21 protein-coding genes are annotated in these 25,334 nt (G+C 70.7%); 9 read left to right on the plus strand and 12 right to left on the minus strand.

The genetic code is table 11. The annotated features are described in order from the left end of the window. Positions 1 to 156 precede the first annotated feature (156 nt). The 6 genes from tkt to pgl are packed head-to-tail and all read left to right on the plus strand — an operon-like array spanning position 157 to position 8,306. The gene (gene tkt / locus CLV30_RS10015; protein WP_106537073.1) at positions 157 to 2,298 is read left to right on the plus strand and encodes a transketolase; all 2,142 of its coding nucleotides are present in this window, start codon (positions 157 to 159) and stop codon (positions 2,296 to 2,298) included. A 39-nt stretch (positions 2,299 to 2,337) separates the two neighbouring features. Further along, positions 2,338 to 3,468: a transaldolase gene (gene tal, locus CLV30_RS10020; protein ID WP_240723195.1), complete on the plus strand. Its 1,131-nt coding sequence runs from the start codon at positions 2,338 to 2,340 to the stop codon at positions 3,466 to 3,468. Further along, positions 3,465 to 5,054: a glucose-6-phosphate isomerase gene (locus CLV30_RS10025; protein ID WP_106537074.1), complete on the plus strand. Its 1,590-nt coding sequence runs from the start codon at positions 3,465 to 3,467 to the stop codon at positions 5,052 to 5,054. The genes tal and CLV30_RS10025 overlap by 4 nt, the downstream gene beginning before the upstream one ends. After that, positions 5,051 to 6,586: a glucose-6-phosphate dehydrogenase gene (zwf, locus tag CLV30_RS10030; protein WP_106537075.1), complete on the plus strand. Its 1,536-nt coding sequence runs from the start codon at positions 5,051 to 5,053 to the stop codon at positions 6,584 to 6,586. The genes CLV30_RS10025 and zwf overlap by 4 nt, the downstream gene beginning before the upstream one ends. Further along, positions 6,583 to 7,539 (plus strand): glucose-6-phosphate dehydrogenase assembly protein OpcA, encoded by a 957-nt coding sequence (gene opcA / locus CLV30_RS10035; RefSeq protein ID WP_106537076.1) that lies wholly within the window; start codon positions 6,583 to 6,585, stop codon positions 7,537 to 7,539. The genes zwf and opcA overlap by 4 nt, the downstream gene beginning before the upstream one ends. Then, positions 7,536 to 8,306 (plus strand): 6-phosphogluconolactonase, encoded by a 771-nt coding sequence (gene pgl / locus CLV30_RS10040; protein ID WP_106537077.1) that lies wholly within the window; start codon positions 7,536 to 7,538, stop codon positions 8,304 to 8,306. The genes opcA and pgl overlap by 4 nt, the downstream gene beginning before the upstream one ends. Before the next feature lie 124 nt (positions 8,307 to 8,430). Here the strand turns inward: pgl and CLV30_RS10045 are convergent, their stop codons facing one another. The 9 genes from CLV30_RS10045 to uvrC all read right to left on the minus strand — a co-directional run bounded on the left by CLV30_RS10045 (position 8,431) and on the right by uvrC (position 17,619). Continuing rightward, complete coding sequence (locus tag CLV30_RS10045) at positions 8,431 to 8,778, minus strand: RNA polymerase-binding protein RbpA (RefSeq protein WP_106537078.1); 348 nt, start codon at positions 8,776 to 8,778, stop codon at positions 8,431 to 8,433. 21 nt (positions 8,779 to 8,799) lie between these two features. Continuing rightward, a complete protein-coding gene (gene secG, locus CLV30_RS10050; protein ID WP_106537079.1) occupies positions 8,800 to 9,030 on the minus strand; it encodes a preprotein translocase subunit SecG in 231 nt (76 codons plus the stop codon). Positions 9,031 to 9,162: 132 nt separating this feature from the next. Next, a complete protein-coding gene (gene tpiA / locus CLV30_RS10055; protein ID WP_106537261.1) occupies positions 9,163 to 9,921 on the minus strand; it encodes a triose-phosphate isomerase in 759 nt (252 codons plus the stop codon). 93 nt (positions 9,922 to 10,014) lie between these two features. Next, a complete protein-coding gene (locus CLV30_RS10060; RefSeq protein ID WP_106537262.1) occupies positions 10,015 to 11,205 on the minus strand; it encodes a phosphoglycerate kinase in 1,191 nt (396 codons plus the stop codon). Positions 11,206 to 11,225: 20 nt separating this feature from the next. Then, the gene (gap, locus tag CLV30_RS10065) at positions 11,226 to 12,233 is read right to left on the minus strand and encodes a type I glyceraldehyde-3-phosphate dehydrogenase (protein ID WP_106537080.1); all 1,008 of its coding nucleotides are present in this window, start codon (positions 12,231 to 12,233) and stop codon (positions 11,226 to 11,228) included. A gap of 228 nt (positions 12,234 to 12,461) precedes the next feature. Continuing rightward, the gene (gene whiA / locus CLV30_RS10070; protein WP_106537081.1) at positions 12,462 to 13,442 is read right to left on the minus strand and encodes a DNA-binding protein WhiA; all 981 of its coding nucleotides are present in this window, start codon (positions 13,440 to 13,442) and stop codon (positions 12,462 to 12,464) included. A 186-nt stretch (positions 13,443 to 13,628) separates the two neighbouring features. Further along, positions 13,629 to 14,657 carry a gluconeogenesis factor YvcK family protein gene (locus CLV30_RS10075; RefSeq protein ID WP_106537082.1) on the minus strand — a complete coding sequence of 343 codons (1,029 nt, stop codon included), beginning with the start codon at positions 14,655 to 14,657 and terminating at the stop codon, positions 13,629 to 13,631. Positions 14,658 to 14,682: 25 nt separating this feature from the next. Continuing rightward, positions 14,683 to 15,564, minus strand: coding sequence for an RNase adapter RapZ (gene rapZ / locus CLV30_RS10080; protein WP_106537083.1), 882 nt, complete (start codon positions 15,562 to 15,564; stop codon positions 14,683 to 14,685). Positions 15,565 to 15,642: 78 nt separating this feature from the next. Then, positions 15,643 to 17,619, minus strand: a complete 1,977-nt coding sequence (gene uvrC, locus CLV30_RS10085; protein ID WP_106537263.1) for an excinuclease ABC subunit UvrC — start codon at positions 17,617 to 17,619, stop codon at positions 15,643 to 15,645. A 295-nt stretch (positions 17,620 to 17,914) separates the two neighbouring features. On the opposite strand from uvrC, the gene CLV30_RS10090 reads away from it, so the two are divergent. Further along, positions 17,915 to 18,751 carry a mechanosensitive ion channel family protein gene (locus CLV30_RS10090; RefSeq protein WP_106537084.1) on the plus strand — a complete coding sequence of 279 codons (837 nt, stop codon included), beginning with the start codon at positions 17,915 to 17,917 and terminating at the stop codon, positions 18,749 to 18,751. 87 nt (positions 18,752 to 18,838) lie between these two features. On the opposite strand, the gene CLV30_RS10095 is transcribed toward CLV30_RS10090, so the two are convergent. Both CLV30_RS10095 and uvrA read right to left on the minus strand, forming a co-directional pair. Continuing rightward, the gene (locus tag CLV30_RS10095; protein WP_205740574.1) at positions 18,839 to 19,315 is read right to left on the minus strand and encodes a Rieske (2Fe-2S) protein; all 477 of its coding nucleotides are present in this window, start codon (positions 19,313 to 19,315) and stop codon (positions 18,839 to 18,841) included. Between the two features lie 156 nt (positions 19,316 to 19,471). Beyond that, the gene (gene uvrA / locus CLV30_RS10100; RefSeq protein ID WP_106537086.1) at positions 19,472 to 22,345 is read right to left on the minus strand and encodes an excinuclease ABC subunit UvrA; all 2,874 of its coding nucleotides are present in this window, start codon (positions 22,343 to 22,345) and stop codon (positions 19,472 to 19,474) included. Positions 22,346 to 22,466: 121 nt separating this feature from the next. On the opposite strand from uvrA, the gene CLV30_RS10105 reads away from it, so the two are divergent. Beyond that, complete coding sequence (locus CLV30_RS10105) at positions 22,467 to 23,222, plus strand: maleylpyruvate isomerase family mycothiol-dependent enzyme (RefSeq protein ID WP_106537087.1); 756 nt, start codon at positions 22,467 to 22,469, stop codon at positions 23,220 to 23,222. A 13-nt stretch (positions 23,223 to 23,235) separates the two neighbouring features. Continuing rightward, a complete protein-coding gene (locus tag CLV30_RS10110) occupies positions 23,236 to 23,895 on the plus strand; it encodes an MBL fold metallo-hydrolase (RefSeq protein ID WP_106537088.1) in 660 nt (219 codons plus the stop codon). A gap of 282 nt (positions 23,896 to 24,177) precedes the next feature. Here CLV30_RS10110 and CLV30_RS10115 read toward each other — a convergent pair whose 3' ends face one another. Beyond that, positions 24,178 to 25,194 carry a TerC family protein gene (locus tag CLV30_RS10115; protein ID WP_106537264.1) on the minus strand — a complete coding sequence of 339 codons (1,017 nt, stop codon included), beginning with the start codon at positions 25,192 to 25,194 and terminating at the stop codon, positions 24,178 to 24,180. Positions 25,195 to 25,334 lie beyond the last annotated feature (140 nt).

The raw sequence follows: 25,334 nt of genomic DNA on the forward strand, positions 1-25,334 counted from the left end.
TTGAGTCTACCGGTGGGTCCGTTGTCCCGAGTGCCCGGGCACTACGGACGGCGGCGCGCCGATACGCTCGACCCCGGGACGGCCATCACGCGAACACGGCGGCCCCGAGTTGCTTCACTGACCTGATCCGCACCAGCTCGAGAGGAACGTCAGCCGGTGAACACGACACCCGACACCAACGCCAGCACGTCCGCCCCGGCGCAGACCGACGACGGCACGCCGTTCAGCTGGACCGCGCTCGACGACCGCGCTGTCGACACCGGACGGCTGTTGGCCATGGACGCCGTCGAGAAGGTCGGCAACGGCCACCCAGGGACCGCCATGAGCCTGTCGCCCGTGGCGTACACGCTGTACCAGCAGGTCCTGCGGCACGACCCCACCGACCCGCAGTGGCCCGGCCGCGACCGGTTCGTGCTGTCCGCGGGCCACAGCAGCCTCACCCAGTACGTCCAGCTGTACCTGTCCGGCTACCCGATGTCGCTCGACGACATCGCCGCACTGCGCACCTGGGGGTCGAAGACCCCGGGGCACCCGGAGCACGGGCACACCGAGGGCATCGAGGTCACCACCGGCCCGCTGGGCTCCGGGCTGGCGTCGGCGGTCGGCATGGCCTTCGCGGCGCGGCGCGAGCGGGGGCTGCTCGACCCGGACGCCGCCCCCGGCGAAAGCGTGTTCGACCACCACGTCTACGTCGTCGCCTCCGACGGCGACCTCGAGGAGGGCGTGTCCGGCGAGGCGAGCTCGCTGGCCGGCACCCAGGAGCTGGGCAACCTGATCGTGCTCTGGGACGACAACCGGATCTCCATCGAGGACGACACCAACATCGCCTTCACCGAGGACACCGCCGCCCGGTACGCCGCCTACGGCTGGCACGTCCAGGAGGTCGACTTCACCGCGGGCGGCGACTACCGCGAGGATCCGCGGGCCGTCTTCGACGCGCTGCAGGCGGCCAAGGCCGTCACCGACCGGCCGTCGTTCATCCGCGTGCGCACCATCATCGGCTGGCCCGCGCCGAACAAGCAGAACACCGGCGCCATCCACGGGTCGGCACTCGGCGCGGACGAGGTCGCCGCCACCAAGCGCATCCTCGGCGCCGACCCGGACAAGACCTTCGACGTCGACCCGGACGTCCTGGCCCACGCCCAGCAGGTCGTCGAGCGCGGGCGCAAGCTGCACGCGGAGTGGGACCAGCGCTACCTGGTGTGGCGCGAGAACAACCCCGAGCGGGCGGCGCTGCTCGACCGGCTGCGCGCCCGCGAACTGCCGCACGGCTGGGCCGCGGCGCTGCCGGAGTTCGAGGCGACCGAGCCCGGCGGCAAGGGCCTCGCGACCCGGGCCGCGTCCGGCAAGGTCCTCAACGCCATCGCGCCGGTGCTTCCCGAGCTGTGGGGCGGTTCGGCCGACCTCGCCGGCTCGAACAACACCACCATCGACGCCGAGCCGAGTTTCCTGCCGGAGAAGCGCTCCAGCGAGATGTTCCCGGGCCACCCGTACGGGCGGACCATGCATTTCGGCGTGCGTGAGTTCGCCGCCGGGCTGATCGCCAACGGCATCGCCCTGCACGGGCTCACCCGGCCGTACGCGGCCACCTTCCTCATCTTCAGCGACTACCAGCGCGCCGCCGTCCGGCTGGCGGCGTTGCAGCAGCTGCCGGTGACGTTCGTGTGGACGCACGACTCCATCGGCCTCGGCGAGGACGGCCCGACTCACCAGCCCGTCGAGCAGCTGTCCGCGCTGCGGGCCGTCCCCGGGCTCGACGTCGTGCGCCCCGCCGACGCGAACGAGACGGCGGTGGCGTGGCGGACCGTCCTCGAACGCGCACACCGCCCGGCCGGCGTCGCGCTGACCCGGCAGGGCGTCCCGGTGTTCGACCGCACCGAGTTCGCCTCGGCCGACGGCACGGCGCGTGGCGCGTACGTGTTCGCCGAGGCCGACGGGGGTAAGCCCCAGGTGATTGTGATGGCCAGCGGTTCGGAGCTGCAGCTCGCGGTCGCCGCCCGCGAGCGGCTGCAGGCCGATGGCGTGCCCACCCGGGTGGTGTCGTTCCCCTCGCACGAGTGGTTCGACGAGCAGGACGCCGAGTACCGCGAGTCGGTGCTGCCGCCGTCCGTGCGGGCCCGCGTCTCGGTGGAGGCCGGTGTCGCGATGAGCTGGCACCGCTATCTCGGCGACGCGGGGCGCGCGGTCAGCCTCGAGCACTTCGGTGCCTCGGCCGACTACAAGACGCTGTACGACGAGTTCGGCATCACCGCCGACGCCGTCGTCGCGGCGGCCCGCGAGTCCATCACCCACTCCTAGATCCGTCAGCGATGTCGATACCGGAAGCGAGATGACACCATGACCGACACGATGACCGACATGGACCGGGACCCGCTGGCCCGCCTTTCCGACGAAGACGTGGCCATCTGGCTCGACGATCTGTCCCGCGACCGTTTGACCACCGGCAACCTGCAGAACCTGATCGAGCACAGCCACCTGGTCGGCGTCACCAGCAATCCGACGATCTTCCAGGCCGCGATCAGCAAGAGCAGCCTGTACGACGACGACCTGCGCCGCCACGCCGAGCTCGGGTCCAGCGCCGACACCGCCGTACGCGACTTCACCACCGACGACGTCCGCGCGGCGGCCGACCTGTTCGAGCCGATCGCCCGGAACAGCCGGCACGGCGACGGCCGCGTGTCCATCGAGGTCGACCCGCGGCTGGCGTTCGACACGGAGGGCACCATCGCCCAGGCGGCCGACCTGTGGACCGAGGTCGGCCGGCCGAACATCTACGTCAAGATTCCCGCGACCAAGGCGGGACTGCCGGCCATCACCGCGACCATCGCCGCCGGCATCAGCGTCAACGTCACGTTGATCTTCTCCATCGACCGCTACCGCGAGGTCATGGACGCCTACCAGGCCGGGCTGGAACAGCGCCTCGAGAACGGCGAGTCGCTCGACGGCATCGCCTCGGTCGCGTCGTTCTTCGTCAGCCGCGTCGACGCCGAGGTGGACAAGCGCCTCGAGACCATCGGCACGGACGAGGCCCTGGGGCTGCGCGGCAAGACCGCCGTGGCGAACGCCCGGCAGGCCTACGCCGCGTACGAGGACTTCGTCGCCACGGAGCGCTGGCAGCGGCTGGAGGCCGCCGGGGCGCTGCGGCAGCGGCCGCTGTGGGCGTCCACCTCGACGAAGAACCCCGACTACCCGGACACGATGTACGTCACCCAGCTGGTGGCTCCCGAGACCGTCAACACGATGCCGGAGTCGACGCTCGAGGCGACCGCCGACCATGCCGTCATCACCGGCGACACGGTGCGCCCGTACCGCGAGGACTCCGCGAACGTGCTGGCCGCCGTCCGCGCGGCCGGTGTCGATCTCGACGACGCCACCGAGGTTCTCGAGCGCGAGGGCGTCGAGAAGTTCGCCACGAGCTGGAACGAACTGCTGGACTCGGTCAACGCGAAGTTGGAGGCGGCGCAGTGACGAGTGAGCGGCTGGGCGTCGCCGTGCACGGGCTCGACACGTCCGGCGTCGTCGACGGGCTGGTCGCGGACGCGGTCGCTTCCCGCATCGCGGCGAAGGATCCGGGGCTGTGGGGTCCGGACGCCGAGCCCGAGGCGTCGATCCGGCTGGGCTGGACCGATCTGCACAAGACGTCGCGTCCGCTGCTCGCCGAGATCGAGGCGCTGTTGGCGGAGCTGCGTGCCGAGGGCCTCGACCGGATCGTGCTGGCCGGTATGGGCGGTTCGTCGCTGGCCCCGGAGGTGATCACCGCGACGGCGGGCGTCGAGCTGACGGTGCTGGACACGACCGATCCGGGCGCGGTGCGGCGTGCACTGCGCGACCGCCTGGACCGGACCGTCCTGGTCGTGTCCAGCAAGTCCGGGTCCACGGTCGAGACGGACAGCCAGCGGCGCGTGTTCGAGGCCGCGTTCACCGAGGCGGGCATCGACGCCGCCTCGCGGATGGTCGCGGTCACCGATCCGGGGTCGGGGCTCGCGGAGTACGCGGAGCAGGCCGGGTACCGCCGGCTGTTCCTGGCCGACCCGAACGTCGGCGGCCGCTATTCCGCGTTGACGGCGTTCGGCCTGGTCCCCAGCGGACTCGCCGGCGCCGACATCGCGGCGCTGCTCGACGGCGCGGACTCGGTCGCGGCGGATCTCGCCCTCGACGACGCCGCCAACCCGGCCCTCGTTCTGGGCGCGGCGCTCGGCGGGTCCGGACGCGACAAGGTGGCCATCGCCGAGGCCGGCTCCGGCATCGCCGGATTCGCCGACTGGGCGGAACAGCTGATCGCGGAGTCCACCGGCAAGCTGGGCACGGGGGTGCTGCCGATCGCCACGAGCGGGGCCGGCGACCCGGACGTCCGCAGGCCGGCAGCGGACGTGCTGGCGGCCTTCCTCGGCGAGGCGCCCGAGGGCGTCGAGCCGGCGGTGGGCGTCACCGGTTCGCTCGGTGCGCAGTTCCTGCTCTGGGAGTACGCGACGGCCGTCGCCGGCCGCCTGCTGCGGATCAACCCGTTCGACCAGCCGGACGTCGAGAGCGCGAAGAAGGCGGCCCGCGGTCTGCTGGACGCGCCGCCGGAGCCGGAGGCGCCGGCGTTCGTCGAGAACGGCGTCGAGGTCCGCGGTTCCGCAGGGCTGCTCGACGGGGTCGACTCGCTGGCCGGGGCGCTCGGCGCGCTGCTCGACCGGCTCGACGCCGACGGCTACCTGGCGGTGATGGCCTATCTGGACCGGGAGGGCGCGGACGCCGCACTCGCCGACGTCCGGGTGCCGCTGGTGCGGCGCACCGGGCGTCCGACGACGTTCGGCTGGGGTCCGCGGTTCCTGCACTCCACCGGGCAGTACCACAAGGGCGGCCCGGCCCAGGGTGTGTTCCTCCAGGTCACCGGCGCACCGGAGGTGGACGTGGCGATTCCGGACCGGCCGTTCACCTTCGGTGAGCTGATCAGTGCACAGGCGGCCGGTGACGCCCAGGTGCTGGCCGAGCACGAACGCCCGGTGCTGCGGCTGCACCTGACCGACCGGGCCACGGGAGTCGAGACGTTGAAGGGTCTGCTGCGTTGAACGCCGTTCCCACCACGAATCCGCTGCGCGACAAGAGGGACAAGCGGTTACCCCGGATCGCGGGGCCGTCCGGCCTGGTGATCTTCGGAGTGACCGGCGACCTGGCCCGCAAGAAGTTGATGCCCGCGGTGTACGACCTGGCCAACCGCGGGCTGTTGCCGCCGGGCTTCTCGCTGGTCGGCTTCGCCCGCCGCGACTGGGCACATCAGGACTTCAGCAAACAGGTCCACGACGCCGTGCGCGAGCACGCCCGCACGCCGTTCCGCGAGTCGACGTGGCGCCAGCTCGCCGAGGGGTTCCGGTTCGTCTCCGGCGACTTCTCCGACGACGACGCGTTCGACCGGCTCGCCGACACGGTGCGCGAGCTGGACGAGAAACAGGGCACCGGGGGCAACCACGCCTTCTACCTGTCGATCCCGCCGGCGTTCTTCGACGACGTCTGCAAGCAGCTCGCGCGGTCCGGGCTGGCCGATCCCGAGGACGAGAACCAGTGGCGCCGCGTCGTCATCGAGAAGCCGTTCGGGCACGATCTGGAAAGCGCCCGCGAGCTGAACGAGACCGTCGAGGCGATCTTCCCGGCCGACTCGATCTTCCGGATCGACCACTACCTGGGCAAGGAGACCGTCCAGAACATCCTCGCGCTGCGGTTCGCGAACCAGATGTTCGAGCCGGTCTGGCACGCCCACTACGTCGACCACGTGCAGATCACCATGGCCGAGGACATCGGCATCGAGGGACGTGCCGGGTACTACGACGGTATCGGCGCGGCCCGTGACGTCATCCAGAACCACCTCCTGCAGCTGCTGGCGCTGGTGGCGATGGAGGAACCGGTGTCGTTCGACCCGGCGGACCTGCGTGCGGAGAAGGAGAAGGTGCTCTCGGCCGTGCGGCTGCCGCAGGACCTGAGCCTGCACACCGCGCGTGGGCAGTACGCCGCCGGGTGGGCCGGGGGCAACCCGGTGTCCGGTTTCCTCGACGAGGAGGACATCCCGGACGACTCCACGACCGAGACCTACGCCGCCGTACGCCTGGACATCGACACCCGGCGCTGGGCCGGCGTTCCGTTCTACCTGCGCACAGGCAAACGCCTGGGGCGGCGGGTCACCGAGGTCGCGATCGTGTTCAAGCGCGCCCCGCACCTGCCGTTCGAGTCCACCGCCACCGAGGAGCTCGGCGAGAACGCCCTGGTGATCCGGGTACAACCGGACGAGGGTGTCACTCTGCGGTTCGGCTCCAAGGTGCCCGGGACGTCGATGGAGGTCCGCGACGTCACCATGGACTTCGGCTACGGGTACTCGTTCACCGAGGAGAGCCCGGAAGCCTACGAGCGGCTCATCCTCGATGTGCTGCTGGGCGACCCGCCGCTGTTCCCCCGGCACGAGGAGGTCGAGCTGTCGTGGCAGATCCTCGACCCGATCGAGCAGTTCTGGGCGAACAACGGGGCCCCTGAGCAGTACCCCTCCGGCGGCTGGGGCCCGGAGTCGGCAGACGCCATGCTCGCCCGCGACGGCCGTAGCTGGAGAAGACCATGATCATCGACATCCCGTCCACTTCGGCTTCGGACGTCGCGAAGCGGATGGTGGAGTTGCGCGAGAAGCACGGCGCGGTGGCGCTGGGCCGTGTCCTGACGCTGGTGCTGGTCGTCGACGAGGACGACGCCGAGGACGCGATCGCCTCGGCCAACCACGCCAGCCACGAGCATCCGTGCCGCATCATCGCGGTGATCCGCGGGACCTCACGCGGCTCGACCCGCATGGACGCGCAGATCCGGGTCGGCGGCGACGCCGGCGCCAGTGAGGTCGTGGCGCTGCGCACGTTCGGGCCGCTGACGGCGCACCCGGTGTCGGTGGTGGTGCCGCTGCTGCTTCCGGACAATCCGGTGGTCGTGTGGTGGCCGACCGAGGCGCCGGCGGTTCCGGCCGACGATCCGGTCGGCCAGCTCGCGCAGCGCCGGATCACCGACGCGGCGGCGTGCAAGCGTCCCATCGCCGCGTTGCACGACCGGGTCTCCGGCTACCAGCCCGGCGACACCGACCTGGCGTGGACCCGGCTGACGTTGTGGCGTGCGCTGCTGGCCGCGGCGCTGGACCAGCCGCCGTACGAGTCGGTCCGGTCGGCCCGGGTGGTCGGCGGGGCGGACAACGCCAGCGCGGACCTGCTGGCCGGCTGGCTGGCGCTGACGCTGGACTGCCCGGTGACCCGGACCAAGGCCACCGGCGTGGACGGGCTGCTCAGCGTCCGTCTCGACCGCGAGTCCGGGCCGATCGCGATCGAGCGCCCGGACGAGGAGCTGGCCGTGCTCACCGCGCCCGGCCGGGCGGACCGCCGGGTCGCACTGCCACGGCGCACGGCCGGCGAGTGCCTGGCCGAGGAGCTGCGGCGGCTGGACCCGGACGACATCTACGGCGAGGTGCTGGTCCAGGGCCTGAGCCGTCAGGAGGAGACCGGCAAGACGACGCGGACGAAGGCGAAGGCCGGCAGATGAGCGAGCACTCGACGGTCGTCATCCATCGCGACTCCGGCGTGCTGGCCGACGCCGTCGCGGCCCGGCTGATCACGTCCCTGGTGGACGCGCAGGCACACCAGGGACACGCGTCGGTGGTGCTCACCGGCGGCAGCGTGGGCATCGCCACGCTGCGGGCCGTGGCCGCCTCCCCGGCCCGTGCCGCCGTCGACTGGTCGGCCGTGGACGTGTGGTGGGGTGATGAGCGGTTCCTGCCGCCGGGCGACCCGGAGCGCAACGAGACCCAGGCACGCGAGGCGCTGCTGGACCACGTCCCGGTCGACGAGGCGCGGGTGCATCCGATGCCCGCGGAAGGGTCCGGCAGCCCGGAGGAGGGCGCGGAGCGTTACGCCGCGACGCTGGCCGACTACGTCCGCGCCCACCAGCACACCGGGGCGGCGACGTTCGACGTGCTGCTGCTGGGGGTCGGGCCCGACGGGCACGTCGCCTCGCTGTTCCCCGAGCAGCCGGCGCTGGACGACGAACGTCCCGTCGTCGCCGTGCACGGGGCGCCGAAGCCGCCGCCGACCCGGATCAGCCTGGGCCTGTCCGCGATCGGGGCCGCCGACGAGGTGTGGCTGGTCGTCGCCGGCGAGGACAAGGCTCCGGCGGTACGCATGGCACGGGCCGAGGCCGGATCGACGCGGATCCCTGCGTCCGGGGTGCGCGGTCACCGGGCCACCCGGTGGCTGCTGGACCGCTCCGCCGCCGCGGAACTCCCGGACCAGCACCGCCACGCCTCCCCCTGAAAATGACCACGTTCACCATGGAATTGCATGCGTCACCACCCGTACAGGCCTGGTGACGCATGCAATCGCCTGGTGATGGCGGCGCTTCAAAGCTTCAGAGGTTGCGACGCTCCAGAGCGGAGCCTCAGAGGTTGCGACGCTGACGCAGCGCCTGCAGCGCCTCCTCGAGCAGCGCGGCGCCGTCCTCGTCGCTGCGGCGCTCTTTCACGTACGCGAGGTGCGACTTGTACGGCTCGACCCTGGGGGCGGTCGGCGGGTGCTCGCGATCCTGGCTGGCCGGCAGCCCGCACCGGACGCAGTCCCACGAGTCCGGGATCTCGGCGTCGGCCGCGAAGCTCGGCGCGCTCTCGTGGCCGTGCTCACAGAAGTAGCTGACCCTGCGCCGGGGCGCAGTGTCGCCGCGCTCGGCCTCACCCATCGGCCCCGCTCCTACGCGACTGCCACGGATTGCATTGCCACCAGCACCGACCACTACGAGTCTCCTCTGTCCGGCCTATCCGGCGCGGAGTAGTCCGAGCGCGACGATCGCGGCGGCCCAGAGCAGGCCGAGCGCGACGGTGAGCCGGTCGAGATTCCGCTCGGCCACCGAGGACCCGCCCAGCGACGACGACACCCCGCCACCGAACATGTCGGACAGGCCGCCGCCTTTGCCCTTGTGCATCAGCACCAGCAGGATCAGCAGCAGGCTGGTGATGACGAGCAGGATAGAGAATGCCAGTTCCACGGTGGTCAGCCTTGTCCTTCCAGATCGGCCACGGCCCGCGCACCCCGTGGTGCGCGGGTCAAGCCTACGTTCTCTTGCCCGTCGGACCGAATGATACCGGTGTACGAGCGATGATCACAGGGGGTGAGGCTGTCAGGCGTCGCGGTAGTACCGGACGATCGACGCGAACTCCTCCGGATCCAGGCTGGCGCCGCCGACGAGCGCGCCGTCCACGTCCTCGCCCGCCATGATGGGTGTGATGTTCGACGACTTCACGGATCCGCCGTAGAGCACCCGCACGGTCGCGGCCACGTCGCCGTCGTACAGCGACTCCAGCCGTGCCCGGATGGCCGCGGCCATCTCCTGGGCGTCGTCCGGCGTCGCGACCTCACCGGTGCCGATGGCCCACACCGGCTCGTAGGCGATGACGACGCGCGCCGCCTGCTCCGCCGAGAGCCCGTCCAGAGCGGCGTCCAGCTGGGCCAGTGTGTGCTCGACGTGGCGGCCGTCCTGCCGGACGGCGAGCCCCTCGCCGACGCACAGGATCGGAACGAGGTCGTGCCGCAACGCCGCCTGCACCTTGGCCGCGACGACGTCGTCGGTCTCGCCGTTGTGCTCGCGACGCTCGGAGTGCCCCACCACCACGTAGGTGCAGCCCAGCTTGGCCAGGAACACCCCGGAGATCTCGCCGGTGTGCGCGCCGGAGTCGTGCACGGAGATGTCCTGGGCGCCGTAGCCCACCCCGAGCTTGTCGCCCTCGACGAGGGTCTGCACCGAGCGGATGTCGGTGAACGGCGGCAGCACGGCCGCCTCGACCCGTTCGGCGTCCTCCTCGGTCAGCGAGAACGCGAGCTTCTGCACCACCGCGATCGCCTCGAGGTGGTTCAGGTTCATCTTCCAGTTCCCGGCCATCAACGGCCGGCGCGTGCTCTTCGCCACTCGTGTCCTTCCCGATCAACAGCCGACGGGCCGCCGCCCGGCGGCGGCCCGTCCGCTCACGTCAGCTCAATCGTCGAGCACCGTCAGTCCCGGCAGCGACTTGCCCTCGAGCAACTCGAGGGACGCCCCGCCGCCGGTGGAGATGTGCGTGAAAGCGTCCTCGTCGAGTCCGAGCTGACGCACCGCCGCCGCGGAGTCGCCCCCGCCCACGACGCTGGTCCCCTCGACCTGCGAGACGGCCACGGCCACCTCGCGCGTCCCGGCGGCGAACGGCGCCACCTCGAACACGCCCATCGGGCCGTTCCACACGACCGTCCGCGCGTCGGCGAGCTTGCCCCGGAACAGGTCGACCGACGCCGGCCCGATGTCGAGGCCCTTGCGGTCCTGCGGGATGGCCGTGGCCTGGACGACGTCGGTCACGGCGTCCTCGGCGATGTCCTCGGCGACGACGACGTCGACCGGCAGGACCAGCTCGACGCCGGCCTCGGCCGCACGGGCCAGGTACCCCTTGACGGTGTCGACCTGGTCGGCCTCGAGCAGGGACCCGCCGACCCCGTAACCCTGCGCGGCCAGGAAGGTGAACGCCATGCCACCGCCGATGAGCAGCCTGTCGACGGTGTCGATCAGGTTGTCGATGACACCCAGCTTGTCCGACACCTTCGAACCACCCAGCACGACCACGTAGGGCCGCTCCGGGGCGTCGAGCACCTTCGAGAACGCCTCGACCTCGGCCGCCACCAGGCCTCCGGCAGCGTGCGGCAGCCGCTGGGCGATGTCGTAGACACTCGCCTGCTTGCGGTGCACCACACCGAAACCGTCGGAGACGAACACGTCGGCCAGCGCCGCCAGGTCGGCGGCCATCGAGCCCCGCTCGGCGTCGTCCTTGCTGGTCTCACGCGGATCGAAGCGCAGGTTCTCGAGCATCGCGACGTCGCCGTCGGACAACGCGGCCACGGCCTTCTGCGCGCCCTCACCGACGGTGTCGGCGGCCAAGCCCACCTGCTGGCCCAGCAGCTCGCTCAGCCGTCGCGCGACCGGCGCCAGCGAGTACTTGGCGTCCGGCACGCCCTTCGGCCGGCCGAGGTGGGCCGTGACGATCACACGCGCACCGGCCTCGGTCAGCCGCCGGATGGTCGGCACGGACGCTTTGACGCGGCCGTCGTCGGTGATCGTGTCGCCGTCGAGAGGCACGTTGAGGTCCGCACGGACCAGCACCCGCCGGCCGCGCAGGTCCCCCAGGTCGCCGATGCCCTTCATCGCCGTGGCTCCGACCCCGCTCACAGGGAGGCGCCGACGTGACGAACGAGGTCGGCGAGACGGTTCGAGTACCCCCACTCGTTGTCGTACCAGCCGACGATCTTCACCTGGTCGCCGATGACGCGGGTCAGGCCGGCGTCGAAGATGCACGAGGCCGGGTCGGTGACGATGTCGCTGGAGACGATCTCGTCCTCGGTGTAGCGCAGGTACCCCGCGAGCGGCCCGCTCTCGGCCGCGGCCTTCATCGCGGCGTTGACCTCGTCGGCGGTGACCTCACGGTCGACCGTTGCGGTGAGGTCGGTGGCCGAGCCTGTGGGCGTGGGCACGCGGACGGCGAACCCGTCCAGCTTGCCCTTGAGCTCCGGCAGCACCAGGCCGATGGCCTTGGCGGCCCCGGTGCTGGTGGGCACCAGGTTGGTCGCGGCGGCACGCGCCCGGCGCAGGTCCTTGTGGGGGCCGTCCTGCAGGTTCTGGTCGGCGGTGTACGCGTGGATGGTCGTCATCAGGCCACGCTGGATGCCGAAGGCGTCGTTGAGCGCCTTGGCCATCGGCGCGAGGCAGTTCGTCGTGCACGACGCGTTCGAGACGACGGTGTGCGCCGCCGGGTCGTAGTCGTCGTGGTTGACGCCCATGACGAAGGTGGCGTCCTCGTTCTTGGCGGGCGCGGAGATGATGACCTTCTGCGCGCCGGCCTCGACGTGCGCCTTGGCCTTCGTCGCGTCGGTGAAGATGCCGGTGGACTCCAGGACGACGTCGGCGCCGAGGTCCTTCCACGGCAGCTGCGCCGGGTCACGCTCGGCCAGCACCTTGAACGTCTGGCCGCCGGCCGAGATCGAGTCGCCGGTCGAGGTGACGCCGTCGAGCGTGCCCAGAATCGAGTCGTACTTGAACAGATGGGCCAGCGTCGCAGGGTCCGTCAGATCGTTGACACCGACGATCTCGATGTCGTCGCGCCCCTGCGCGAACACGGAGCGGGCGAAGTTGCGCCCGATACGGCCGAAGCCGTTGACGCCAACACGAACAGTCATGGGACAAACTCCTTCACGTTTCAGGGTGATCTCTTGCGGCGGCCGAGGCACGCGTCAACGCCCAGGCCGCGAGTCGGCTGGTCGTCCCACCCCGTCGTGGTGACCCACTCGGAAACACTATGGCATCACCGCCGACAAGTGGTACCGCGCCTGCCGTCGCAGGGCAACACCGCCGTCACACGGTCGGCACACGCCGCGGTCAGCGGCCGTGACCGGCCCTCGACCGGCTCACGGCGCGAGCATGTCCGGCGTGAGATTGGCGTCGGTGCCCGGCAGGCCCTCGTCGGACGCCTTGCGGTCGGCCATCGCGAGCAGCCGGCGGATCCGGCCCGCGACCGCGTCCTTCGTCATCGGCGGGTCCGACAGTTGCCCGAGCTCCTCGAGACTCGCCTGTTTGTTCTGCAGCCGCAGCTCGCCGGCGACGCGCAGGTGGTCGGGCACCTCGTCACCGAGGATCTGCAGTGCCCGCTCGACGCGCGCGCCGGCGGCCACCGCCGCCCGTGCGGAGCGCCGCAGGTTGGCGTCGTCGAAGTTGGCCAGCCGGTTCGCGGTGGCCCGGACCTCGCGGCGCATCCGGCGCTCCTCCCACGCCAGCACGCTGTCGTGGGCGCCGAGACGGGTCAACAGCGCGCCGATGGCATCGCCGTCGCGCACCACCACCCGGTCGATGCCGCGCACGTCACGCGCCTTGGCCTGAATCTCGAGCCTGCGGGCCGCGCCCACGAGCGCCAGAGCTGCCTCCGGTCCCGGGCACGTCACCTCCAGCGCCGACGAGCGGCCCGGCTCGGTCAGCGACCCGTGGGCGAGGAACGCGCCGCGCCACGCCGCCTCCGCGTCGTGCTCGGCGCCGTTCACGACCTGTGGCGGCAGCCCGCGGACCGGCCGCCCGCCGCCGTCGACGAGACCCGTCTGGCGGGCCAGCCGCTCGCCGTCACGCACCACCCGCACGACGTACCGGCTGCCCTTGCGCAGCCCGCCCGCCGAGACCATGGCCAGGTCGCTGTCGTGGCCGAACACCTCAGCTATGTCGCGCCGCAGCCTCCGGGCCGCGACCCCCGTATCCAGCTCGGCCTCGATGACGATCTTTCCACTGACGATGTGCAGGCCGCCGCCGAACCTGAGCAGCGACGACACTTCCGCTTTGCGGCAGCATGTCTTGGTGACCTCGAGGCGAGCCAGCTCGTCCTTCACGGATGCGGTCATCGCCATGGCTCGATCCTGCCACACGGTCGGGAGTGGTGTTGCCGGGCGGAGCCGTTCCCGCCCGCGGCCAACGCCAGGTAGCGAGGTTGCGCCGCGTGTGGGGCCGTTCAGGGTTCGGACGGGCATCGGCGAGCGAGGGACGAGTGAGCCGCGGGCGGGAACGGCCCCACACGGGGCGCAACCGCACAACTCTCAGCGCCAGGGGGCGATGGCGTCACGGCCGAGGATGCGGGCGAACACCCGGCCGAGCCGCTCCGGGTCGTGCCGTCCGGTGCCGTCGTGCGCGCCCACGTCGGCCACCACCAGCTCGCCGCCCATCTCGCCGGCGATGCGGCGCAGCAGCTTCTCGTCCGGGGACGACGCCCGCTCGGCGATCACGAGGTCGACCGGCAGCTCGGGCGCGTAGGCGCCCAGCACCTCGAGGTGCATCTCGGGGGTGAAGCCGGTGGTCTCGCCACCCTCCTCGGAGAGGTTCAGCGTCACCGCCACCCTCGCCCGCGTCTCGACGAGCGCGGCGCGCAGCTCCGGCACCATCAGGTGCGGGATGACGCTGGTGAACCACGAGCCCGGTCCCAGCACCACCCAGTCGGCGTCGGCGATGGCTTCGAGCGCCTCCGGACACGCCGGCGGGCTCTCGGGAACCAGCCGCACCGCGACGACGTCGCCCTGCACCGTCGCCACGGCGTGCTGGCCGGAGACGGTGCTGAGGACGCGGTGGCCGTCGGCGCCGCGGTCGGCGCTGCCCACGATCGCCTCGATGTCCATCGGGACCAACGACATGGGCAGCACCCGGCCCTGCGCGCCCAGCAGGCGCGCGACCCAGTCGAGACCCTCGACATGCCCGTCCAGCAGCTCCCACAACGCGACGATGAGCAGGTTGCCGGCGGCATGGTTGTGCAGCTCGCCACCGCTGGCGAACCGGTGCTGGAGCACGCGCGCCCAGGTACGGCCCCAGTCGTCGTCGCCGCACAGGGCCGCCAGCGCCATCCGCAGATCGCCGGGCGGCAGCACGCCCAGCTCGCCACGGAGCCGGCCGCTGGAGCCGCCGTCGTCGGCGACCGTCACCACCGCCGTCAGCCGGCCGGCCATGCGGCGCAGCGCCGACAACGAGGCCGCCAGACCGTGTCCGCCGCCGAGCGCGACGACCTTCGGACCGGCCAGCCCGGACGGGTGCGGCCGTCCCGCGACGGTGACCGCCGGCGCCGGCGGCAGCTCACTCATCCCTGCCTGCTCATTCGCTGTTCGCTCACTCCCGGCCGAGGTCGCGGTGGACGACCAAGGTCTCGATGCCCTGTTTCCGCAGTCGCTGCGCCAGTGCCTCGGTCATCGCGACACTCCGGTGCTTGCCGCCGGTGCAGCCGATGCCGACCGTGACGAACCGTTTGCCCTCACGCAGGTAACCCTGCGAGACCATACCCACAAGATCGTCGTAGTGGTTCAGGAACTCCTCGGCGCCCGGCTGTGTCAGCACGTAGTCGCTCACTTCGGCGTCCCGGCCGTTCAACGTGCGCAGATGCGGCACCCAGTGCGGGTTGGGCAGGAACCGCATGTCCGCGACCATGTCCGCGTCGACCGGCAGCCCGTACTTGAAACCGAACGAGACGACGATCGCGCGCAGCCCGACCTCGGGCCCGGAGAACGCCGCTCGCACCCGTTCGGCCAGCTCGTGCACGTTGAGCAGGGAGGTGTCGACGACGGTGTCCGCCGCCGCGCGCAACGACGCGAGCTCCTCGCGCTCGCGTTCGATGGCCTCGAGCACACGCCCGCCCGCCTGCAGCGGATGCGGCCGCCGCGCCGACTCGAACCGGCGGACCAGGGACTCGTCGCCGGCCTCGAGGAACAGCACCGTGGGCCGGATGCCGTGCTCACCGAGGCGGTCGAGAGCACCGCGTAGCTCGCCGAAGAACACGCCGCCGCGCACGTCGGCGACCACCGCCACCCGGCGCAGGTCCGTGCGGTCGGTGACGGTCGTGACCAGATCCATCAGCAGCGACGGCGGCAGGTTGTCGACCACGAACCAGCCGAGATCGTCCAGCGCGGCCGTCGCCGCCGTCTTCCCGGCACCGGACATCCCGGTGACCAGCAGCAGCTCCGGCGACTCGGCCCCGGCGTGTTCACCACTGCTCATGTGAATCGTGTCCCCCTTCGGTGTGCCGTGCTCCCCGTGACCCGCCGCACCGGATCGGTGTGTGGCCGGCGGTGACGCTCATGACTCCGCGACCTCGCCGGTAGCGGTGTTCACCGAGGTCGGCCGTGGACCGGTGGCCAACGCGTCCACGACGGCCTGTGCCGTGGCCGGGCCGACCCCGGGCACGGCCGCGACCTCGTCCACTGTGGCCGCCCGCAGCCGCTTCAGCGAACCGAACCGTGCCAGCAGCGCCTTGCGCCGTGCCGGGCCGAGCCCCGGGATCCCGTCCAGCGCGCTGTCGGTCATCGAGGTGGAGCGGCGCTGGCGGTGATGGGTGATGGCGAAACGGTGCGCCTCGTCGCGGACCCGCTGCAGCAGGTACAGCCCCTCACTGGTGCGCGGCATGATGACGGGGTCGTCGGTGTCGGGCAGCCACACCTCCTCGAGCCGCTTCGCCAGCCCGATGACCGGGATGTCGGCGACGCCGGCCTCGTCCATGGCCACCCGCGCCGCGTTCACCTGCGGCTGCCCCCCGTCGACGACGACGAGGCCCGGCGCGTAGGCGAACGCCCGTGGGCGTGCCGTCTCGGGCTGGTCGCCGGCGTCCGGCGCGCCGTCGGCGGTCTCGTCAGCGGCCTCGTCGTCGGCCGGCGCCTCCCGGAGCCTCCGGAAACGCCGCGAGAGGACCTCGCGGATTGCCGAGACGTCGTCGTGCCCGTCCTCGCCGCGGACGGTGAACTTGCGGTACTCGCGCTTGCGGGCCAGCCCGTCCTCGAAGACGACCATCGACCCCACGACCTCGGTGCCGGCGAGGTTGGAGATGTCGTAGCACTCGACGCGCAGCGGCGGCTCGTCGAGCTCGAGCGCCTCCTGGATCTCCTCGAGCGCGCGGCTGCGGGTGGTGAGGTCGCTGGCGCGCTTCGACTTGTGCAGCTTGAGCGACTGCTGGGCGTTGGTGGCCACGGTCTCGAGCAGAGCCTTCTTGTCGCCACGCTGCGGCACCCGGAGGTCGACCTTGGCCCCGCGGATCTCGGCCAGCAACTCCCGCAGCGCACCGGCCTCGTCCGGGTCCGCCGGCAGCTCGGGCACCAGCACCTCGCGCGGCACGGCCTCGCCACCGAGCTCGCCGTACAACTGCAGCAGGAAGCGTTCGACCAGGTCACCGGCCGACGCGTCGTCGGACTTGTCGGCCACCCAGCCTCGCTGGCCGCGGATGCGGCCGCCGCGGACGTAGAAGATCTGGACCGCCACCTCGAGCGGGTCGTCCGCGAGCGCGACGACGTCGGCGTCGGTGCCGTCGCCGAGCACGACCGCGTTGGCCTCCATGGCCCGTTCCAGCGCCGCGATGTCGTCGCGCAGCCGTGCCGCCCGTTCGAAGTCGAGCTCGGCCGAAGCGGCCTTCATCTCCCGCTCGAGTCGGCGGACGTAGGCGGTGGTCTTTCCGTCGAGAAACGCCACGAGATCGTCGACGATGGCGCGGTGTTCGTCGGCGTCGACACGATCGACGCACGGCGCCGAGCATTTTCCGATATAACCCAGCAAGCACGGACGCCCGATCTGCCGGGATCGGTTGAACACTCCCTTGGAACAGCTCCGTACCGGGAATACCCGCAGCAGTTGGTCGAGCGTCTCGCGAATCGCCCACGCGTGGGCGTACGGCCCGAAGTAGCGGACACCGCGCTTCTTGGCGCCACGCATCACCATGGCGCGCGGGTATTCCTCGTTCAGTGTCACGGCGAGATAGGGATACGACTTGTCGTCGCGGTAACGGACGTTGAACCGGGGGTCGTACTCCTTGATCCAGGAGTACTCGAGCTGCAGCGCCTCGACCTCGGTGCGCACGACGGTCCATTCGACCTTGGCGGCCGTGGTCACCATCGCGAGCGTGCGCGGATGCAGCGCGGCGAGGTCCTGAAAGTACGACGAGAGCCGCGCGCGAAGGCTCTTCGCCTTACCGACATAGATGACGCGACCGTTCGGGTCACTGAAGCGATAGACACCCGGTTCGACCGGGATCGACCCCGGGGCCGGGCGGTACGTCGACGGATCGGCCACGTGTCCCACCCTATGCCGCGACACCGACACCTCCGACGGCGGCCGACGCGCCCGCCGCTCCCGGCGGACACCACCGGAAACGGCGCAGAGAACACCGGCCCGCCCCGGCCACGTGCAGGTCACGAGAAGCTAACGACAGCAGCAACCGCCCCGCTGACCCATGCCGGAACGGGCAAATTCTGACAATACCGCTTGTCGTGAACCGTAGAAACCGAGGAATAAAGCGGATTCGGCTGATGAACACCTTGACTCGGAACTACCTTCGACGCAGCACGCCGCGAATTTTGGAGGTCAGATGCGTACATTGGTCAAAACCGACGTGAACTTCGTCGACGAGCTCAGTAACTCGTTCTCCGAACTTGGTTCCGACGTCGGGGACTTCGTACCGCGACTCGTCATCGCGCTCCTCCTGATACTGATCGGTCATTGGATCGCCAAACTCATTCGCCGGATACTCGTCATGGCGCTCGAGAAGGTTGGCGCGGGCCGGCTGACCGAAGCCACCGGACTGGAGGGCACCCTCCAGCAGGCCGGCACATCGGGCGTGAAGCTGATCGGTCAGGTCGTCTACTTCCTGATCTTTGTCGTCTTCATCCAGATCGCCGCGGAAGTCCTCGGCATCGATCAGCTCACGTCGATGCTCAATCGCCTGATCGCCTACATTCCGCTGATCGCGATCGCGTTGCTGGTGCTGTTCGTGGCCGCGGCCATCGCGAACTGGGCGGCCGGAGTCGTCCGGCCGTTCGCGGAGAGCCGGAACATGGCGTGGATCAGCACCGTCATCAGGATCGGTGTGCTGATCATCGGCGTTCTCGCGGCCCTCGACACGTTGAACTTCGCGCCGTCGGTCACGGCGAAGGTCGAGAACACGCTGCTGCAGTACCTGCCACTGGCGGTGCTCGTGGCCGGAACGATCGCTTTCGGCATCGGCGGCATCAAGACCGCGCAGCAGTGGTGGGAGAAGCTCGCCCCTCGGCCCGACGGCGGCCGCCCTGGCGGCCCCACCGGCGGCCCCACCGGCACACCGGGTTCACCGACCGGCGGCTCGACCGGCTACGGCGAGACCTCCGGCGGCCGTGGAGAGTCCGGAGGCTACGGCCAGCGTCCCCCGGAGTCTCCCGGTCCGCTCTGATCGATCGACCACGCCGTGCCGCGGCCCGAGGGTTCCGCACCCTCGGGCCGCGGTTTCGCGTGGCCGCGGATGCGCAGCCGGCGTGGGTCAGCCGCGCACGATCCGGCCGCCCTCGACCGTGATCGGCACCTCGGGCAGCGGCTCCGGAGCCGGCTGACGCACCACCGAGCCGTCGGTCGCGGAGAACTCACTGCCGTGGCACGGGCAGCGGATGACGCCGTCAGACACCTCGGTCACCGCGCATCCCTGGTGGGTGCAGATGCTGCTGAACGCGACGAACTCGCCGGCCGTGGGCTGCGTGACCACGACCGACGCGCCGTCGAGGATCACGCCGCCGCCCACGGGGACCTCTTCGGTGGTGGTCAACTGCCCGTCGTTGCCGCCCGTGCCGCCCCCGCCGGTCGAGGATTCCGTCGAGGTGTCGCCGGTCGAGGAGTCCGGCTGCGTCCGGCCGGTCGAGCCGCCACTCGGCGTGCCTGGTGTTTCCCCGGCGGTGCCGTCGCCGGCGTCCTCGCCGCCGCAGGCGGCCAGCACGCCGGCCACCCCGACGGCGCCGGCGCCCATCAGGACGGTACGGCGCCGTGGTGCACAGTGTGGGCACCCCCCGGGAGCGCCGGGGTGGCCCGCGGACGTGTCGTGTCGGGCCGGAACGTCGGTCGTCTCGGTGTGTCGATCGTGATCCATACCTGCGATACGGATCCGCCCGCGGGTGGGATTGCGTCAGGTGCCGGAGACTCCGAGTATCCGTCGCAGGAACGCACCCGTATGGGATTCCTCGACCTTGGCGACGTCCTCCGGACTGCCGGTCGCGACCACGGTCCCGCCGCCGGTGCCGCCCTCGGGGCCCATGTCGATGATCCAATCGGCGGTCTTGATGACGTCGAGGTTGTGCTCGATGATGACGACGGTGTTGCCCTTGTCGACCAGGCCCTGCAGAACCCCGATGAGCTTGCGGATGTCCTCGAAGTGCAGGCCCGTCGTCGGCTCGTCGAGCACGTACATGGTGCGACCGGTGGAGCGCTTCTGCAGCTCGGCCGCGAGTTTGACGCGCTGGGCCTCGCCGCCGGACAGCGTGGGCGCCGGCTGGCCGAGCCGCACGTACCCCAGCCCGACCTCGGTCAACGTACGCAGGTGCCGCGCGATGCGCTCGACCGGCGCGAAGAAGTCGACGGCCTCCTCGATGGGCATCTCCAGCACCTCGGAGATCGTCTTGCCCTTGTAGTGCACCTCGAGGGTCTCGCGGTTGTACCGCGCTCCGTGGCACACCTCGCACGGGACGTAGACGTCCGGCAGGAAATTCATCTCGATCTTGATGGTGCCGTCGCCGCTGCAGGCCTCGCACCGTCCGCCCTTGACGTTGAACGAGAACCGGCCCGGCTGGTAGCCGCGGATCTTCGCTTCCTGGGTCTCGGCGAAGAGTTTGCGGACATGGTCGAACACACCGGTGTAGGTGGCCGGGTTGCTGCGCGGGGTCCGCCCGATCGGCGACTGGTCGACGTGCACCACCTTGTCGACCAGAGCGGTGCCGTCGATACGCCGGTGTCGCCCGGGCACCGCCCGCGCGCTGTAGATCTCGCGCGCCAAGGCGGTGTACAGGATGTCGTTGACCAGGGTGGACTTGCCTGATCCACTGACACCGGTAACCGAGACGAAGCACCCGAGCGGAATGCTCACCGTCACGTTGCGCAGGTTGTGCGCCCGCGCGCCGACGACGGTGACGGCCCGGTCGTCGGCCGGCGGACGCCGCACCGCCGGGATGTCGATGCGTTTCTTGCCGGACAGGTACGCCCCCGTCACCGAGTCCGGATGTGTCACCAGCTCGTCGACCCGTCCGCTGACCACGACCTGACCACCGTGCTCGCCCGCGCCCGGACCGATGTCGACGACCCAGTCGGCGGTGCGGATGGTGTCCTCGTCGTGCTCCACCACGATCAGCGTGTTGCCGAGGTCGCGCAGCCGGACCAGGGTCTCGATGAGCCGGTGGTTGTCGCGCTGATGCAGCCCGATGGAGGGTTCGTCGAGCACGTACAGCACCCCGACGAGCCCGGAGCCGATCTGCGTGGCCAGCCGGATGCGCTGCGCCTCTCCCCCGGCCAGCGTCCCCGCGGCGCGGTCGAGGCTGAGATAGTCCAGCCCCACGTCGACCAGGAACTGCAGCCGTTCGTTGCACTCCTTGAGCACACGCGCGGCGATCTGCTCCTCGCGCTCGGACAACCGCAGGTCGCGCAGGAACGCCGCGCACTCGCCGATGGGCATCGCCGCGACGTCTGCGATGCTGCGGCCCCCGACGGTGACCGCCAGCACGACCGGCTTGAGGCGACTGCCCCGGCAGGCGGGACACGGGACCTCGCGCATGAACCCTTCGTGGCGCTCACGGCTGGTGTCGGACTCCGCCTCGGCGTAGCGCCGCCGCACCCACGGGATCACGCCCTCAAAGCTCGTGTAGTACGAGCGTTCGCGTCCGTAGCGGTTGCGGTAGCGCACGTGCACCTGTGTGTCGTGGCCGTACAGCACGGACTGCCGTGCCTTCTTCGGCAGCGACTCGAACGGCACGTCGGTGCGGAAGCCCACGGCGTCGGCGAGGGCCGCGACCAGCCGGTTGAAGTACTCCGACGTCGCGGCGTTGCCCCACGGAGCGAGCGCGCCGTCGTCGATGCTGCGCGACGGGTCGGGCACCACCAGCTCCGGATCGACCTCCATCTGGTTGCCCAGACCCGCGCACTCGGGACAGGCGCCGTAGGGCGAGTTGAACGAGAACGACCGCGGCTCGAGCTCCTCGAACGACAGCTCGTCGTGCGGACAGTAGAGGTGCTCGGAGTAGACGCGTTCGCGGTGTTCGTCGTCCTCGGGCAGGTCGACGAACTCGAGCGTGATCAGCCCGCCCGACAGGCGCAGCGCGGTCTCGACCGAGTCGGTGAGCCGCCGCTTGGCGGACTCCTTGACCGTCAGCCGGTCGACCACCACCTCGATGGTGTGCTTCTCCTGCTTCTTCAGGCTCGGCACCTCGGCGAGCTGGTGCACGACGCCGTCCACCCGGGCCCGCGAGTACCCCTGCGACGACAGCGTGCGGAACAGGTCGACGTACTCGCCCTTGCGCCCGCGCACCACCGGGGCCAGGACCTGGAACCGCGCGCCCTCCTCGAGACCGAGCACCTGGTCGACGATGGACTGCGGCGTCTGCCGGCCGATGGGGCGCCCGCACTCGGGACAGTGCGGGTGCCCGGCGCGCGCGTACAACAACCGCAGGTAGTCGTAGACCTCGGTGATGGTGCCCACGGTCGAGCGCGGGTTGCGCGAGGTGGACTTCTGGTCGATGGACACCGCCGGGGACAGGCCCTCGATGAAGTCGACATCGGGTTTGTCCATCTGGCCCAGGAACTGCCGCGCGTAGGCGGACAACGACTCCACGTACCTACGCTGTCCCTCCGCGAAGATCGTGTCGAACGCGAGACTGGACTTGCCCGACCCCGACAACCCGCTGAACACGATGAGCGAGTCGCGCGGCAGGTCGATGGAGACGTCTTTGAGGTTGTGCTCTCGAGCACCGCGGACGACGAGACTGTCGCCCGCGCGAGTGGCGGCTGGGTCGGTCATGTGGCCCCGTGGACTCCGGTCTGGACAGTATGCGTGCGGGTACTTCGGCTAACCCTTCGCATCGTAGGCGCGGGCACCGACAAGGTCGCCCTGTCAGCCAAAGACGACTAGTTTCGGGTCCGTGACTTCTGTCAACGCCGAATCCACGCCCGACGATTCCGGCGGCGACTCCGCTGCCGGGCCCGTCACCGCCGCGACCGACCGCGTCCTGGCCACCGCCGCCGGCCTCGACGAGGCGGCCCTGCGCGGCCCCAGCCTGTGCGCGCCCTGGACGCGCGCCCACGTGCTGACGCACCTCGCTCGCAACGCCGACGCGCTCGTCAACCTGCTCACCTGGGCACGTACCGGCACCGAGACGTTCGCCTACCCCAGCGCCGAGTCACGCGCCGCCGACATCGAGGCCGGCGCCGCCCGGCCCCCCGGCGAACTCGTCGAGGACCTGTACACCTCCGCCGAGCGCTTCACCAAGGCGGTCATGGACATGCCGGACCACGGCTGGGAGCGCCGGGTGCACCCGCGTGCCGGCGGCGAGGGCGACCCGGTGCCGGGGCGCCGGGTGCTCTGGCTGCGCCTGCTCGAGCTCGAGCTGCACCACGTCGACCTGGACGCCGGCTACACGCCCGCGGACTGGCCTGACAGCTTCGTCCGCCGCGCACTCGACGACACGGTGCGCGCGTTCGGCCGGCGCGACGACGTTCCCGCCGTCGCGGTCGCCGTCGACGGGCGGCCGACCGAGCATCTCGGCACCGAGACCCGGGTCACCGTCGCCGGCCCGGCGCGGCCGATGCTCGGCTGGCTCACCGGGCGCGGCGGCGGGGCCGAGCTGACCGTCGACCCCTCGGACGCGCGCCTGCCCGTCCTGCCGCCCTGGTCGTGAGGAGGCCGACCTCGTGCGGACGTACAGCGGACACGTCGTCCCCGGGGGCACGCCCGCGGTGCACGAACTGGCGCACCTGATCGTCACCAAGCTCTCGGTCGGCGGCGCGTGGAACAACAACGTCTATGTTCTGCGCTGTCGTGACACCGGACAAGAGCTGATCGTCGACGCCGCCGCCGAGCCGGACCGGATCACGGCGAGCTGCGGCGACGGGCCGGTCGTCCGCATCGTCACGACGCACCGGCACGCGGACCACTGGCGCGCGCTCGACGACGTCGTCGACGCCACCGGCGCCACCACGGTCGCGCACGTCGACGACGCGCCGGCCATCGCCGTGCCCACCGCCGAACCGGTGACCGACGGTGAACACGTCCGGTTCGGCAGGTGCGAGCTCGAGGTCGTCCACCTCGTGGGGCACACACCGGGAAGCGTCGCGCTGCTGTACGACGACCCCACCGGTCCGCCTCACCTGTGGACGGGCGACTCGCTGTTCCCGGGTGGCCCCGGCCGGACCACGACGCCGGAGGACTTCACCTCGCTGATGGACGACCTCGAAGCGAAGATCTTCGAGCGCCTCCCGGACGAGACGTGGGTCTACCCCGGTCACGGCGACGACACCACCCTCGGGCGGGAGCGTCCACAGCTGACGCAGTGGCGTGAGCGCGGCTGGTGACGACGGCCGCTACGTGCGCGACTCCTCATCCGTCACCTGATCGTTCGTGCACTGTCGATCAGGTGCTCCGCGCCGGCGCCACCCCCGCCGTGCGCGTCACCTGATCATGTCCAGATGCCGGACGCGAAACGATCAGGTGACGCCGTGCCCGGAAACCCCCCAGCTGTGTCACCTGATCGTCTTCGTCCTCGCCGCTGCCGAGCTCGAACGCCGGGCACGCGCCGACGAACCGGCGCGGCGAACCGGTGTGGCGCGACGTCGCGCACCGGTTCGCCGCGACGGTCAGTTCGACTGTTCGGACTCGGTGACGGCGTCGGCGCGACGCTGGTCGTGCCGGCTCTTGAGTAGGCTTGCGACGGTCGTGACCAGCAACGTTCCGACGATGACCGTCAGCGACAGCCAGATCGGCACCTCGGGGACTCCGTGCAGCCCCTCGCCGTTGTTCACGAACGGCAGGTTGTTCTCGTGCAGCGCATGCATGATCAGCTTCACGCCGATGAACGCCAGAATGACCGCGAGTCCCGCCGACAGGTACACGAGGCGTTCCAGGAGACCGCCGATCAGGAAGTACAGCTGCCGCAACCCCATCAGGGCGAAGATGTTCGCGGTGAAGACGATGAACGCCTCCTGGGTCAGCCCGAAGATCGCCGGGATGGAGTCGACCGCGAAGAGCAGATCAGCCGAGGCGATGGTCACGAAGACGATCATCATCGGCGTGTAGAGCCGCTTGCCGTCCACGCGGGTGCGCAGCTTGATGCCGTGGTAGTCGTCGGTCATCGGCAGCATCTTGCGCGCACGCCGGACCACCGCGTTCTCGTACTGCTCTTCGTGCTCGTCCTCGTGCACCTGCTGGTTCGCCAGCTTGACCGCGGTGTAGACGAGGAAGATGCCGAAGATGTAGAAGACCCACGCGAACTGGTTGATCGCCACCGCGCCGATCAGGATGAAGATGCCGCGCAACACGATGGCCGTCAGGATGCCGAACATCAGCACCGACTGCTGGTACTTCCGCGGCACCTTGAACTGGGCCATGATGATGACGAACACGAACAGGTTGTCGACGCTCAGGCTGTACTCGGTGAGCCAACCCGCATAGAACTCGCCGGACGCCTGTCCGCCCGCGGCCGCCAGCATGGCCACGCCGAACAGCACAGCAAGGCTGACATAGAACGTCACCCACGCCGCGGCCTCCTTCATGGACGGAGCGTGCGGGCGGCGGGTGACGAGGAGTAGATCGACGGCGAGCAGGAGGGTCAGGACGACGAAGGTTCCGATTTCGAACCAGACGGGAAGATCCAACACGGACGCTGATTGTCCTCTCCGGTCGGTGGCAATGGGCAAACGGTCACCGCGACCGGAGGTCTGGTCCGCCCGAGGGTACGGGCCGGAGGCACCGGGTGCCCCCACCAGTCGGGGAGCATCCGTGATGACGATGCCAC

Origin of the sequence: Haloactinopolyspora alba (assembly GCF_003014555.1) — a bacterium.
Classification (GTDB): Bacteria; Actinomycetota; Actinomycetes; order Jiangellales; family Jiangellaceae; genus Haloactinopolyspora; species Haloactinopolyspora alba.